Here is a 13,659-nt window from a genome sequence, read left to right on the forward strand (position 1 = left end):
AAGGAACGCGCAGGCGGTCATCCCGTCCAATCCATCCCGCGCCAGGAAGCATAGCCTCGACAGGCACCTCTACGCTCAGCGCCACCTGATCGAATGCTGCTTCTCCAAGCTCAAGCAGTTCAGGCGTGTCGCGACCCGCTTCGAGAAGACCGCGCGAAACTACCTCGCCATCGTCACAATCGCTGCCATCGTCCTGTGGATCAGGTAACTGTCCACACCACCTAGAGGTAGGGCGCGCGGAACCCCGGAGCCACGTTAACCGTATCAGGGCCGCGACATGAGCAATGGACGGCCGCGCTCGGGTACCTTCGCCCAGCCGCCATCCTCCTGCCGGGCGAATCGCAGCGTGCCGCCTCCCCCGCCGGAGGACACCAGCACGTTTCCGCCCTCCAGCCGCCACGCCACCGGCTGAAATGCGGCAAGGCCGGCGTCGCATCCCGGCCCCACGGCGATGGCGAAGCCCCCGGCCGGCGCCGGCGTCTCGGAGAAGGTCCAGCGGCAGAGCGGGCTGCCGGCGGCGCGGGCGAGGTCCCATTCGCCCAGCATCTCTTCCGGCCGCACCATGTCGTCCTGGAGCGCGGAGGGCGGCGCGAGGAAATAGACGCCGTCGCCCTCGCGCAGGGCCTCATAGGCCCCGCCCGCGCCCTCGGTGAATTCGGCCACGGTGCGGCCCTGCGCCGACAGCAGGCGGATCGCGCCGGAGGGATCGGGCATCCAGGCCGCCACCTGGGCGGCGAAGGCGATCGCCGGACAGCCGCCGGCGGCGAAGGCCAAAGCGAAGCCGGGCGGCGCGGGAACCGTCTTCAATTGCAGGGAACAGGTGCGCTCGCCGTCGGCGCTGGCCAGCGTCAGGGTGCCGGCGCGCTTCTCCGCCTCGGCGCGCAGCGCCGGGTCCGGCCCCTTGGGCGCGGGAGTTGCGGAGGGGGCGGCGGGCTTGGCGGCCGGCTTGCCCGGAAGCGCGGCCGGCGGCTTGTTGCCGCCGGTGCCCTGCGCCCGCGGCGCGGTGCCGAAGGCCAGCACCAGGGCCAACGCCAGACCGGCCGCCATCCAGGCCCGGCCGGGGCCGCGCGGCGGCGCGGTCGCCACCCGGCGCTCCGGCCGGATCACGCCGGGCGGGACCGGGACACGTCCGGCCGGGAACCGGGAAAACAGGAACCGCATCGGCAGACCGCCCGCAGTGGCGCGCCGCTCGACGGCGCCCGACAAGGCAGGCGCCGTTCGGCCGGAAAGTCAACCGACCCGGTCAATCCGCGGGGCCGCCCGCTCAGCCCTTCGGCCAGGGGGTCTCGCCCACCGGCGTCACCGGCCCCTTGCCGGCGAACCAGGACACCAGATTGTCCACCACCAGTTGGCCCATGGCGTTGCGGGTGTGGTGGGTGGCCGAGCCCACGTGCGGCAGCAGCACCACGTTGTCGAGCGCGAAGAAGGCCTCCGGCACGCGCGGCTCGTCGACGAACACGTCGAGGCCGGCGGCGAGGATTGTCCGGTCCTGAAGCGCCTTCAGCAGCGCCGGCTCGTCCACCACGGTGCCGCGCGCCACGTTGATCAGGATGCCGCGCGGGCCGAGCGCTTCCAGCACCTCGGCATTGACAAGGTTGCGGGTCGCCGCGCCACCGGGAAGGATGAGGACCAGCGTGTCCACGTCCCGCGCCAGGGCGATCAGGTCGGGATAGTGGGTGAAGGCGACGTCCGGCTGCGGGCGGCGGGTGTGGTAGGCGATGGGCAGGCCGAAGGCCTCGATGCGCTTGGCGATGGCCTTGCCGATGCGGCCCATGCCGACGATGCCCACCTTGCGGTCGCGCAGCGTGGCGCCGAGCGGGAACGGGCCCTTGATCCAGCCGCCCGCGCGCACGAAGCGGTCGGCCTGCGGGATCTCGCGCACGGTGGCCAGCAGCAGGCCGAGGGCCAGGTCCGCCACCTCCTCGTTCAGCACGTCCGGCGTGTTGGTGACGATGATGCCGCGCTGGGCGGCGGCGGCGGCGTCCACCGTGTCGTAGCCGACGCCGAAATTGGAGATGATCTCAAGCTTGGGCAGGCGGTCCATCAGCGCACCGTCCACCTTGAGCTTGCCCTTGGTGGCAAGGCCGCGGATCTCGCCCGCCTCGGCGGCGATCACCGCATCGAGACCGTCCGGTCCCAGCACGGTGAAGCGCTCCGCCAGCTGGCGCTCGACCACGCCCTCCATGATCGCTCCGGTGAGCAGCAGCTTGGGGCGGGCGGCGGACGCGGGGAGGGAAGAAGACATGGCGGCGTAACTCGCTGGAAGACGGGGGGATCTCAGCGCCAGGGGCGCGCAGGGCCCGTGGACCGGCTCTGGATAAGCGTCATCATGCTTTGGTTCAATCGTTTTAATCTCCGCTTGATCGCTGGCCGTTACCGCCCCATGATCGAGCCGCGCCCTCGCCAAAGGGCGCGCAACCGCCATGCGGCGGCAATATGGGATCCGAGGACGGCACGCCGTCGAACGGACCTGATCTGGGCAGGACGACGCAGCCCGTAACGGGCCGACCTCGCAAGAGGTAGATGCCCCGCAAGGGGTAGACGCCTCGCAAGAGGTAGCAAGGAGCAGGACACGATGGCGACGGTTGATATCCGCGCGGTGACGAAGGCCTATGGCGCGACGCCAGTCATTCATGGCGTCGACATCGACATTCGCGACGGAGAATTCGTGGTCCTGGTCGGGCCGTCCGGCTGCGGAAAATCAACCCTGCTGCGCATGATCGCCGGCCTTGAGAACATCTCCGGCGGCGAGATCCGGATCGGCAGCCGCGTGGTCAACGATGTCCCGCCGAAGGAGCGCGACATCGCCATGGTGTTCCAGAACTACGCGCTCTACCCGCACATGACGGTGGGCGCCAACATGGGCTTCTCGCTGAAGCTGCGGAACGCGCCGAAGGCGGAGATCGACGGCCGGGTGAACCGTGCCGCCGGCATCCTCGGCCTCTCCCACCTGCTCGACCGCTTCCCGCGCCAGCTCTCCGGCGGCCAGCGCCAGCGGGTCGCCATGGGCCGCGCCATCGTGCGCGACCCGCAGGTGTTCCTGTTCGACGAGCCGCTGTCCAATCTCGACGCCAAGCTGCGCGTGCAGATGCGCACCGAGATCAAGGAGCTGCACCAGCGGCTGAAGACCACCACCGTCTACGTGACGCACGACCAGATCGAGGCCATGACCATGGCCGACAAGATCGTGGTGATGCACGACGGCGTGGTGGAGCAGATCGGCGCCCCGCTCGACCTCTATGACGCGCCGGCCAACCAGTTCGTCGCCGGATTCATCGGCTCGCCGTCGATGAACTTCATCAAGGGCAAGGTGGACGCCACCGGCGCCGCCGCCTTCGTCACCCCCAGCGGCGCCCGGCTGCCGCTGGAGCGCCTGCCCGAGGGCGCGGCGGGCAAGGACGCGGTCTACGGCCTGCGCCCGGAGCACATCCGCATCAGCCCGGACGGCGTGCCGGTGGAGATCGTGGTGGTGGAACCCACCGGCTCGGAGATCCTGGTCATCGCGCGGCTCGGCGAGCAGGAGATCGCCTGCCTGTTCCGCGAGCGCCTGTCGCTGAAGCCCGGCGAGACCATCCACATCGCCCCCCAGGCTGGCGTGACGCATTTGTTCGACGGCGCCACCGGCCGCCGGCTCTGACCCCGCCGCGGGCGTCACCACAAGAGCGCCGCGACGGCGCCGGTGCCCGCGCCAGCCATACCGATGACCCTGCCTAGAAGACCTCGCGGCCAAGACCCTGTCGGGTCCGCCGACGCGGCGAAGGCAGACGCCTAACCCCGGGCGGTGGGCCGTCCCGGGGATGCCAACGGAGGAACGCCAAGATGACCATTTCCAGACGCGACGTGCTGCTGGGCGGCGCCGGTTTAGCGGGCGCCGCCACCCTGCCCATGATGGGCAGCACGCCGAGCCTTGCGCAAGCGCTGCCAAAATTCGATCCGGAGCCGGGCGCGAGCCTGCGCCTGCTGCGCTGGTCCCCGTTCGTGAAGAGCGAGGAGGACGCCTGGATCGCCAATACCAAGAAGTTCACCGAGGCCACCGGCATCGAGGTGCGCATCGACAAGGAGAGCTGGGAGGACATCCGTCCGAAGGCGGCGGTGGCCGCCAACGTGGGCTCCGGCCCGGACCTCGTCTGGGTGTGGTTCGACGACGCGCAGCAGTATCCCGACAAGCTGCTCGACGTGACCGACCTCGCCAAGGGGCTCGGCGCCACCTATGGCGGCTGGTACCCCGCACCCGAGGCCTATGCGCTGAACCGCGGCCGCTACGTCTCCCTGCCGCTCGCCACCATCGGCAATGCCGTGATCTATCGCGACAGCTGGGTGAAGGAAGCGGGCTTCTCCGAGTTCCCGAAGGACACCAAGTCCTTCCTGGAGCTGGGCAAGGCGCTCAAGGCCAAGAACCATCCCATGGGCTTCACGCTCGGCCACGGCGTGGGCGACGGCAACAACTACTGCCACTGGATCCTGTGGAGCCACGGCGGCGAGATGGTGAACGACAAGGGCAAGGTCACCATCAACAGCCCGGAGACCATCGCCGCGCTGAAATATGCCCGCGAGCTCTATCTCACCTTCATTCCCGGCACCGAGAGCTGGCTGGACGTGAACAACAACCGCGCGTTCCTCGCCGGCGAGATCTCGGTGACCGCCAACGGCGTGTCGCTCTATTACGCCGCCAAGAACGACCCCAAGCTCGCGGACATGGCCGCCGACATGCGCTCGGTGAACCTGCCCATCGGGCCGGTGGGCAAGTCGGTGGAGCTCCACCAGACCACCTCCGCCTGCATCTTCAAGTACACCAAGTATCCGAAGGCGGCGCAGGCCTATCTGTCGTTCATGTTCGACGCGCCGCAGATGAACGCCTGGATCCAGGGCTCCAACGCCTATTGCTGCCAGACGCTCAAGGCGTTCGCCAGCAATCCGGTGTGGACCTCCAACCCGATCCACGCCCCCTATGCCAAGGCCTCCGAGACCCTGCGGCCCAACGGCTATGCCGGTCCGCTCGGGCCGCAGTCGGCCGCCGCCATGGCCGACTGGATCGTGGTGGACATGGTGGCGGAAGCCGCCACCGGCCAGCGCACCCCCGAGGAAGCGGCCCGCCGCGCCGAGCAGCGCGCCGCGCGCATCTATCGCTGAGCGCGGCACCGCCCCGGCCCGGCCGGGGCGGTGCCCACCGGGGCGGGCGGCCGGTTCCGGCCGGTCCGCCCGCCCCGGCGGCACAGCCGAGGCGGCAGGCCCAAGGGCCGCCGCTCCCATCCGGCGACGGGCGGCGCGGCCGCCTTTGTCTTCCCGACGCGGACCCCGCCTGAGGCGGCTTTCGGAGATTCTGGTTCATGGCTGATATCGCGGCGCACCGAGCGTCACCCTCCCCGTTCCGCGCCTGGCTTTCCAGGGTCGGGCAAGGGCGCCACCTCCTGGGGCTGCTGTTCCTGCTGCCGGCCGCGGTGTTCCTGCTGTTCTTCCTCACCTATCCGCTCGGCCTCGGCGTGTGGCTCGGCTTCACCGACACCCGCATCGGCCGCGAGGGCGTGTTCATCGGGCTGGAAAATTACGAATCGCTGATGGGCGACAGCGTGTTCTGGCTGGCGGTGTTCAACACCCTGCTCTACACCATCGGCGCCTCGATCCTGAAGTTCGCGCTCGGCCTGTGGCTGGCCCTGCTGCTGAACCAGAACCTGCCGTTCAAGTCGTTCTTCCGCGCCATCGTGCTGCTGCCGTGGGTGGTGCCGACCGTGCTCTCGGCCATCGCCTTCTGGTGGATCTTCGACGCGCAGTTCTCGGTGATCTCCTGGGCGCTGATCAAGCTCGGGCTGATCGACCACAACATCAACTTCCTCGGCGACACCACCAACGCGCGCGCCTCGGTGATCGCCGCCAACGTGTGGCGCGGCATCCCGTTCGTGGCCATCTCGCTGCTGGCGGGCCTCCAGACCATCCCGCAATCGCTGCACGAGGCGGCGACGCTGGACGGCGCCACCGGCTGGCAGCGCTTCCGCTACATCACCCTGCCCATGCTCTCGCCGATCATCGCGGTGGTGATGACCTTCTCGGTGCTGTTCACCTTCACCGACTTCCAGCTGATCTACGTGCTGACGCGCGGCGGGCCGCTCAACGCCACCCACCTCATGGCCACCCTCTCCTTCCAGCGCGCCATTCCCGGCGGCCAGCTGGGCGAGGGCGCGGCCATCGCGGTGGCGATGATCCCCTTCCTGCTGTCGGCGATCCTGTTCTCCTACTTCGGCCTGCAGCGCCGGAAGTGGCAGCAGGGCGGGGGCGACTGATGACCTCCGTGCCCTCTGCTCCCCCTTCCTCCCGCGCGGATCTCGTCATGACCGACCACAGCCAAGCCAAATCCGGCGTCTCGACGGTGGGGCTGACCGACAATTCCACCGGCATGAGCTATCTCGACAACGCGCCGCGGCGGTTCCTGACCGTCATCCTGCCGCTGCTGGTGTTCGTCTTCGTGCTGCTGTTCCCGTTCTACTGGATGGCCATCACCGCCATAAAGCCGAACCACCAGCTCACCGACTACGCCCATTATTCGCCGCTGTGGGTGGTGGGGCCGACGCTCGACCACATCAAGTATCTGCTGTTCGAGACCACCTATCCGCACTGGCTGTGGAACACGCTCTACGTGTCGTTCTGCGCCACCTTCATCTCGCTGGTGACCTCGGTGTTCGCCGCCTATGCCATCGAGCGGCTGCGCTTCCACGGCTCGCGCTGGGTCGGGCTCGGCATCTTCCTGGCCTATCTGGTGCCGCCGTCCATCCTGTTCATCCCGCTGGCGCTGATGGTGTTCAAGATCGGCATCTACGACACCAAGCTGGCGCTGATCCTCACCTATCCCACCTTCCTGGTGCCGTTCTCCACCTGGCTGCTGATGGGCTATTTCCGCTCCATCCCCTACGAGCTGGAGGAATGCGCTCTGGTGGACGGCGCCTCGCGCTGGCAGATCCTCACCAAGATCCTGCTGCCGCTCTCGGTGCCGGGGCTGATCTCGGCCGGCATCTTCTCCTTCACCCTGTCCTGGAACGAGTTCATCTACGCTTTGACCTTCATCCAGTCGTCGGAGAACAAGACCGTGCCGGTGGGCGTGCTCACCGAGCTGGTGCGCTCGGACGTCTATGAATGGGGATCGCTGATGGCCGGGGCGCTGATCGGCTCGCTGCCGGTGGTGATCCTCTATTCCTTCTTCGTGGACTATTACGTGTCCTCGATGACCGGCGCGGTGAAGGAATAGCCGCCGCGCCGCGGCCCCCATCCTGCGGAAGATCCCGGCGGGCGGTCGCGAGGCCGCCCGTTTCCGTTGGCAGCCGATTCCGGTACGTTAACCCCGCTGAAACGCCGGATCGGTCTTCTCCGTCGTCGGGACATGGGCCGCCGCCCGGACGGCGCGCGGCCGGGGAAGATCAGCGCGGGGGGACGAGGAATGCTGGAGCGGGCGCTCGAGAACATGCTGTTTCGCAGCCGCTGGCTGATGGCGCCCTTCTATGTGGGCCTCGTCGTCTCGCTGGTGGTGCTGCTGATCCAGTTCGTCCGCGAACTGCTGCACTTCATGCTGCAGGCGCTGGTCGCCACCGAGAGCGACGTCATCCTCGGCATCCTGACCCTGGTGGACCTGACGCTGACCGGCAATCTGGTGCTGATCGTCATCTTCTCGGGCTATGAGAATTTCGTCTCGCGGATCGACCCCGCGGGCCATCCCGACTGGCCGGAATGGATGACCAAGGTGGACTTCACCGGCCTCAAGCAGAAGCTGTTGGCCTCGATCGTCGCCATCTCCGCCATCTCGCTGCTCAAGGCCTTCATGCACATCGACCCGGCGGCCGACCAGACCGCGCTGATGTGGAAGGTGGTCATCCACGTGGTCTTCGTCGTCTCCAGCCTGCTGCTGGCCTTCTCCGACAAGATCGGCGACGGCAAGGTGCACGACAACAAGATCGAGGGCGGCAAGGTCCCGAGCGAGAACCACTGACGGCGCCGGGACGCGCGTCATCCCGTCCCGCCGCGCCGGCGTGGCCGGGGGGGCCGAATGAGAGGAGGCGCGCCGCCGCCCGGCGGCGGCCGGCTCAGTGGATGTCGAACAGTGCCGAGAAGCCGGAGATGTCGAAGACTTCCTGGATCTGGGGCTGAAGCGACTTCAGGCGCAGCTTGCGCTTGTGCGGGCTCATGGCCTTGCCCGCCACCAGCAGCGCACGCAGGCCGGAGGACGACACGTAATCCACCCCCGCCATGTCCACCACGATGGCGCCGTTGGAGGCCTTCACCGCCTCCAGCAGCTGGCCCTCGAACGGCTTGGCGTTGAGCGTGTCCAGCCGGCCGCTCACCTTGAGCACCGTGTCTTCGCCGCTCGCTTCGGTCTCGATCTGCATTCACACGTCCTCGCGCCTGCCGGGGTCGGGCGGCCGGCATTGCCGCGCCTGCGCCTCAACCACGGTCCTCGACAGCTTCCACCCGCCCGTTCTGCGCCGCAGCCGGAACGGACCACCCCTCCGGCGAATTATCCTCATTCGCCCGGGGGCGCAACGCCAAGGAGAGCCGCCGCACCAGCCAGAGCGCCCGTTCGAACAGGCTGGTGGCCCGCATCAGCGTGCGCACCTCGCTTCCGCCCGTGGCGCAGGAGGCGGCCAGGTCGCGGCGGATGCGGTCCAGAAGGTCGCTGCGGTCCCCGGTCAGGGCGTTGAGCACCTCAAGGTCGCCCTCGCCGGCCTCCTCCGGCACGGCGTCGGCCAGCACCAGCAGCACCGCGCGCAGCGATTCGGACAGGTTGAACACCAGCGGCGGCAGCGGATGGAAGGCGTCCACCACCGCGCCGAACTCGTGCAGCGTCTCCTGCAACGCCCGCAGCAGGTCCACCTGGGCCTGCGCCCGCAGCGCGAGGTCGAGATCCTCGCGCGTCAGGCGCTGGTCGATCAGCTCGGTCAGGAAGCGGTCGGTCGCGGCGGCGATGGCCTCGGCGCCCTGCCAGGCCGCCAGCCGGGCCTTGGGCTCGTCGTGCGCGCGCTGGTCGAGGTCCGGCAGGATCGTCGGCAGGCAGACCACCAGACGGGCGGTCTCGCGGGCCACTAGGTCGAGCGCGGTGGGCGGATCGCTCACCGCCCGGTCATGGATGAAATGCGGCCGCGAGAGCTTGTCCTCGCGGGTGGCCGGGCTGAAGCGGACGGCGATGGCCTCGCTCAGCCCGATCAGCGTCACCACCACCAGCGCCCCGCTGGCCTGGAGGGCGAAGAACACCACCGAGAGCGCGAAGGCCGGGTCCCGCCCGCTGCCGATGCGGCCGAGCATCACGTCGAGATTGAGGCCCGCCGCCATCACCGCCAGGGCCGCGCCGCCGACGATCAGGCAGCCCATCGCCTTGACCTGGATGGCGCTGACGCACAATTGCCGCCCCGCCCCCCGCATGTCGCCGGCCGAGATCAGCGTGGCGAGGCCGGAGCCGAGATTGGCGCCGACCACCAGGAACATGCCGTCCCCCAGCCCCAGCACCTGCGCCTGCACCACCGCCACGGCGAGGATGGTGGGCGTGGAGGCGGACTGGGTGATGAGCGCCAGCAGGCAGCCCAGGAAGAAGCCGCGCGTCGGGGTGAGCAGTTCCCCCACCACATGGGCCGCCTGCGAGAGGTCGAGCCCGGCGGGGGCGGACTTGATGAAGTCGAGCCCGAGGAACAGCAAAGCGAGCCCGAGCAGCACGCCCATCCACTCGCGCCAGCCGGTGCGCTTGTCCATGCGCAGGTGGAAGGCCAGGCCGACGAGCGCCACCAGATAGAGCACCGCCACCTTGAGGTTGACGCTGGCGATGAAGACGAGGGCCGAGGTGCCCACATTGGCGCCGGCCACCACCGGAATGGCGTCCCGGGTGGCGAACACGCCGCCGCGCACCAGATTGGCGCAGATCAGCGTCACCGCGTTGCTCGACTGGGTGATGGCCCCGGCGACCATGCCGCACAGCACCCCGGCCGGGCGCGAGCCGGTGGCCATGCGCAGCAGCCGGCGCACCCGCCGGCCCATGACCTGCTGCAGGTGCGCGCCCATGAGCTTCAGCCCGACGAAAAGCAGCCCGAGGCCGGCGAGAAGCTGCGCAGCAATCAACACGGTGAGGGTCGCTCCGGCCTGCGATCAGGCTGCCTTGTGGGGGTCGGCGATGAGGGTGAAACGATTTTCATCCCCCGCCCGCTCATAGTCCAGGCCGGCGAGGAAGTGCCGCATGAGCTGGACGCCATGTCCGCCGATACGGGCTTCCTCCACCGAGGCCGCAACTTCCGGCTCCCCCACCGAGAGCGGATCAAAAGCCAAGCCATTGTCGATGATGCGCAGCGCCACCCGGTCGGCCGGCAGGCGGAAATAATCCACCCGGATGCGCGGCGGATGCGCCAGGCCCTCGAAGCCGTAGGAGATGACGTTGGCGAGCGCCTCCTCCAGGCTGAGCTCCAGCCCGAAGCGCATGCGCTCCGGCCAGCCGTCCTGCTCGGCCAGTTCGTTGAGCCAGTCCGAAACGCGCGGCAGGTCGTCGATGCTGGGCGCCACGTCCAGGCTCGCGGCGGCTCTGTCAAATCCGCTCATGCGCGCGCCTCACGCGGGTCCGCGCGGCGCGATCCGGCGCACCATGACGTCGTCAGCATCCGCGCCTCTCCAGCCCCACACCCGCCCCGCACATCGAGACCGCGCGCCTCCCGGCGCACCGGCCCGTCCTTCGTGGACGTCAAGCTATATCGATCCCCCGGCGCCGGGCAATGCACCCCGGGGGGCGGCGCCTGCCGCCACGCACCGGAAAATGCCCGCGCGCCCGACGACCCGGCCCGCCTCATGCCGCGCCGCCCGCCGCCTGCCCCCGTCCGGCCCGCAGCCCCGCCGGCTCCGCCCGCTCCGGCGCCTCGTGATAGATGCGCCTGGCGCGATGCCCGGCCGCCACCATCACCGCATTGGGCGCGATACCGGCGGCGGCGGCGAGCTGGTCCACCGGCAGGCGGGGGCCGAACAGTTCCACCCGCGCGCCGGGCACCGCCACGCCTTCGGGCAGATGGCTCACGTCCACCGTCATCAGGCTCATGGCGACGCCGCCGACCACCGGCACCAGATGCCCGCCGATCCCGGCATGGGCCTGGTGGCGGAAGGAAAACGGCACGCCGTCGCCATAGCCGGCGGCCACATGGGCGAGGCGGCAGGCGTGGGCGGTGCGATAGGTGCCGCCATAGCCCACCTCGACGCCCGCCGGCACGTCCATGACGCGCAGGATGGGCGCCGACAGGCGGGCGGCCAGCTCGATGGGCTGCGGCCGGGCGGGCGTGGTCTCCACCCCGTAGATGGCGCTGCCGACGCGGGCATGGCTGGCGTGCCGCGCCGCCGGGCCGAACACCCCGGCGGAGGCGCAGAAGCTCAGGGTCGCCTCGGGCAGCGCCCCGGTCCAGGCCCGGAACCGGCGCCATTGCTGGGCGTTGCGGCGCGCGACGGGATCGGCGAACCGCGCCAGGTGGGTCACATAGGCGGCGATGCGCAGGCCGGAGAAGGCCGCCGGCGTGTCGCGCAGGCGCCGCACGTCGGCCAGCGAGAGGCCGAGGCGGGTCAGGCCGGTGTCGAACTGGATGGCGATGTCGAACGCCCCGCGCTGCGCCGCCTCGGCGCGGGCCACGGGCAGTTCGGCGGCATCGATCAGCACCGGCACCAGCCGGTGGGCGCGGAACTCGCCCGCCGGCGCGCCGGCAAGGCCGTGCAGCACGAAGACCCGCGCCTGCGGCGCCAGCGCCCGCACCGCCACGCCTTCCTCGAAGCTCACCACCCAGAAGTCGCGGCAGCCCAGCGACGCGAGCAGCGGCACGATGCGCGCCGCGCCGAAGCCATAGGCGTCCTGCTTGACCACCGCGCCCACCGTGGGGCCGGTGAAGACATCCCGAACCGTCTGCCAATTGCGCCGGATCGCGCCGAGATCGATCTCCAGGATCGCCTGGTCGCTGCTCGTCCCGCTGGCTCTATCCGCCGGACACATAGACAATCGCCGCCCCTTCCGCCCCCTGCCGCGCGGCCACGCCGCGCCAGCCGGCCTTCAGCAGCGCCACCTGTCCCTCGGCATCGGCGGGCGACATCAGCCGGGTGTCCCGTGGCGTGATGTCGGTTCCATCGCGAACCATCAGATAGCGCAGATGCCCCCCGTAATAAGGCACCAGCGCGCGAATGGCGAAGCCTTCCGACAGCAGATTGATCCAGCTCGCCGGATTTCCGGGGGCGGAGGTGGCGAACAGGATGTCGCCCGGCTGCGCCAGGCGGACGCGGGCGGCGATCAGGGCGCGCTGAAGCTTCTGCCCGCGATGGGCCGGGGCCACCGAGGCGCCGGCGAGCTTGGCCACCGGCGCGTCGGCCGGGGCACCGATATGGGGGCGCGGATCGTCATAGGCCGGCAGCACGCGCTGGAGCACGCCGTAGGCGACCAGCTCGGGCTCAGCGCCCGCCCGGTCCGCGCCATCCCCGTCCGCGAACACCCCGACCATCCGGCCGCGCCCGCCGAGGATGCCGGCGAAGAAATCCCGGGTCTCCGGCTTCACCACCTCGGGCCGGATGGCCTCGCCGATGGCCTGCCGGTGCAGCGCGTAGACCGCGTCGAGGTCCGGCGGGCCGAGCGCCCGCCAGGACAGCGCGTCCCCGGCGGCCGGGCCGTCGATGCTCATCCCGTGACCAGCTCGGCGTAATTGAGCATGGCGATGGGCGGGTAGATGCCGAGCGACTTGGCGATACGCATGTTGATGATGAGCGAGAAGCGCTTCAGCGTCTCGATCGGGATCTTGCTCGCCGGGGTGCCGCGGGCGAGGATCTCCACCGCCTTGGTGCCGGCGAGCTGGCCGACGGAATAATAGCGGCTCACCAGCCCCACCAGCGCGCCGCCCTCGCGGATCGCCAGCTCGGCGGCGCCGAAGGTGGGCAGCCCGGCGGCCAGCGCCGCCGGCGTCACCCGGTCGTAGATCGTCCCGAGGAAGGTGTCGGGCAGCAGATAGAGCCAGTCCGCCTTGTCGGCGCGGAGCTGGGCGACCATGTCCTCCACGCCCTCGGCGGTGGGACGGCCGCTGGCGTCGTTCTTGAACGGGCGGGCCAGCACCTTGGCGCCCATGCCGTCGCAGAAGGCCTTCACCTCGCGGACGATGACGTCGGAATTCTGCTCGCTGGTGGAATAGAGGATGCCGACGGTGGAGAAGTCCATGAAGGACTGCATCGCCTTCATCTGCACGTCGGTGGGCACCACGTGCACCGCGCCGGTCACGTTGCGGCCGGGGGCGGCGAAGCTCGGGGCGATGCGCGCCTGCACCGGCGCGGCCACCAGGGCGAACACCACCGGGATGTCGCGGATGAACTTGGGGTCGGTCGAATCGAACGGTCCCGCCACCCCGAGGGTGAGCGGCGTGCCCCAAGTGTAGATGAGGTCCGGCTTCAGCGTGGCGAGGTCGGCGATCATCGACGGCAGGTTGGCGATGTCCCGCCGCGCGTCGCGCGAGATGATCTCGGTCTTCAGCCCGGCGGTGTCCAGCAGGTCGCGGAAGCCGCGCTCCACGTCGGTCTCGCCGCGGAAGGTGAGCATCAGGATCTTGTAGGTCTTGCCCGTGTCGGCGGACAGGCCGCGCGGCAGCGCCAGCGACGCGCCCGCGCCGACGCCGAGGGACAGAAGCGAACGACGATCCAGCATGG

At 69.9% G+C, this 13,659-nt stretch carries 14 protein-coding genes; 6 read left to right on the top strand and 8 right to left on the bottom strand.

Annotated elements, in window-relative coordinates:
* The coding region (locus YU1_RS0110840) for an IS5/IS1182 family transposase (RefSeq protein ID WP_029003346.1) at positions 1–208 on the top strand (208 nt) is incomplete at its 5' end.
* A gap of 56 nt (positions 209–264) precedes the next feature.
* Here the strand turns inward: YU1_RS0110840 and YU1_RS31935 are convergent.
* Positions 265–1,086: a protease inhibitor Inh/omp19 family protein gene (locus tag YU1_RS31935; RefSeq protein ID WP_156922055.1), complete on the bottom strand. Its 822-nt coding sequence runs from the start codon at positions 1,084–1,086 to the stop codon at positions 265–267.
* A gap of 178 nt (positions 1,087–1,264) precedes the next feature.
* Positions 1,265–2,245 carry a 2-hydroxyacid dehydrogenase gene (locus YU1_RS0110850; protein WP_035714966.1) on the bottom strand — a complete coding sequence of 327 codons (981 nt, stop codon included), beginning with the start codon at positions 2,243–2,245 and terminating at the stop codon, positions 1,265–1,267.
* 330 nt (positions 2,246–2,575) lie between these two features.
* On the opposite strand from YU1_RS0110850, the gene YU1_RS0110855 reads away from it, so the two are divergent.
* From YU1_RS0110855 to YU1_RS0110880, 5 genes are all read left to right on the top strand, one after another.
* Positions 2,576–3,637, top strand: a complete 1,062-nt coding sequence (locus YU1_RS0110855) for an ABC transporter ATP-binding protein (RefSeq protein ID WP_029004081.1) — start codon at positions 2,576–2,578, stop codon at positions 3,635–3,637.
* 182 nt (positions 3,638–3,819) lie between these two features.
* On the top strand, positions 3,820–5,130 hold the full coding sequence (locus YU1_RS0110860; protein WP_029004082.1) for an ABC transporter substrate-binding protein: 1,311 nt from the start codon (positions 3,820–3,822) through the stop codon (positions 5,128–5,130).
* 197 nt (positions 5,131–5,327) lie between these two features.
* On the top strand, positions 5,328–6,275 hold the full coding sequence (locus YU1_RS0110870; protein WP_029004083.1) for a carbohydrate ABC transporter permease: 948 nt from the start codon (positions 5,328–5,330) through the stop codon (positions 6,273–6,275).
* A 47-nt stretch (positions 6,276–6,322) separates the two neighbouring features.
* Positions 6,323–7,234: a carbohydrate ABC transporter permease gene (locus YU1_RS0110875; protein WP_029004084.1), complete on the top strand. Its 912-nt coding sequence runs from the start codon at positions 6,323–6,325 to the stop codon at positions 7,232–7,234.
* A gap of 189 nt (positions 7,235–7,423) precedes the next feature.
* On the top strand, positions 7,424–7,969 hold the full coding sequence (locus YU1_RS0110880) for a TIGR00645 family protein (RefSeq protein ID WP_156922057.1): 546 nt from the start codon (positions 7,424–7,426) through the stop codon (positions 7,967–7,969).
* 94 nt (positions 7,970–8,063) lie between these two features.
* Here the strand turns inward: YU1_RS0110880 and YU1_RS0110885 are convergent, their stop codons facing one another.
* From YU1_RS0110885 to YU1_RS0110910, 6 genes are all read right to left on the bottom strand, one after another.
* Positions 8,064–8,366: an STAS domain-containing protein gene (locus tag YU1_RS0110885; RefSeq protein ID WP_029004086.1), complete on the bottom strand. Its 303-nt coding sequence runs from the start codon at positions 8,364–8,366 to the stop codon at positions 8,064–8,066.
* A 55-nt stretch (positions 8,367–8,421) separates the two neighbouring features.
* Complete coding sequence (locus YU1_RS29030) at positions 8,422–10,086, bottom strand: Na/Pi symporter (RefSeq protein ID WP_035714969.1); 1,665 nt, start codon at positions 10,084–10,086, stop codon at positions 8,422–8,424.
* A 24-nt stretch (positions 10,087–10,110) separates the two neighbouring features.
* Positions 10,111–10,554 (bottom strand): ATP-binding protein, encoded by a 444-nt coding sequence (locus YU1_RS0110895; RefSeq protein WP_029004087.1) that lies wholly within the window; start codon positions 10,552–10,554, stop codon positions 10,111–10,113.
* 241 nt (positions 10,555–10,795) lie between these two features.
* Positions 10,796–11,974 carry an alanine racemase gene (locus YU1_RS29035; protein WP_051356745.1) on the bottom strand — a complete coding sequence of 393 codons (1,179 nt, stop codon included), beginning with the start codon at positions 11,972–11,974 and terminating at the stop codon, positions 10,796–10,798.
* Positions 11,958–12,650 (bottom strand): N-acetyltransferase, encoded by a 693-nt coding sequence (locus YU1_RS0110905; RefSeq protein ID WP_029004088.1) that lies wholly within the window; start codon positions 12,648–12,650, stop codon positions 11,958–11,960. The genes YU1_RS29035 and YU1_RS0110905 overlap by 17 nt, the downstream gene beginning before the upstream one ends.
* Positions 12,647–13,657 carry an ABC transporter substrate-binding protein gene (locus YU1_RS0110910; RefSeq protein ID WP_051356746.1) on the bottom strand — a complete coding sequence of 337 codons (1,011 nt, stop codon included), beginning with the start codon at positions 13,655–13,657 and terminating at the stop codon, positions 12,647–12,649. The genes YU1_RS0110905 and YU1_RS0110910 overlap by 4 nt, the downstream gene beginning before the upstream one ends.
* Positions 13,658–13,659: the final 2 nt, after the last annotated feature.

Source organism: Azorhizobium doebereinerae UFLA1-100, from assembly GCF_000473085.1.
In the GTDB taxonomy this organism is placed as follows: Bacteria; Pseudomonadota; Alphaproteobacteria; order Rhizobiales; family Xanthobacteraceae; genus Azorhizobium; species Azorhizobium doebereinerae.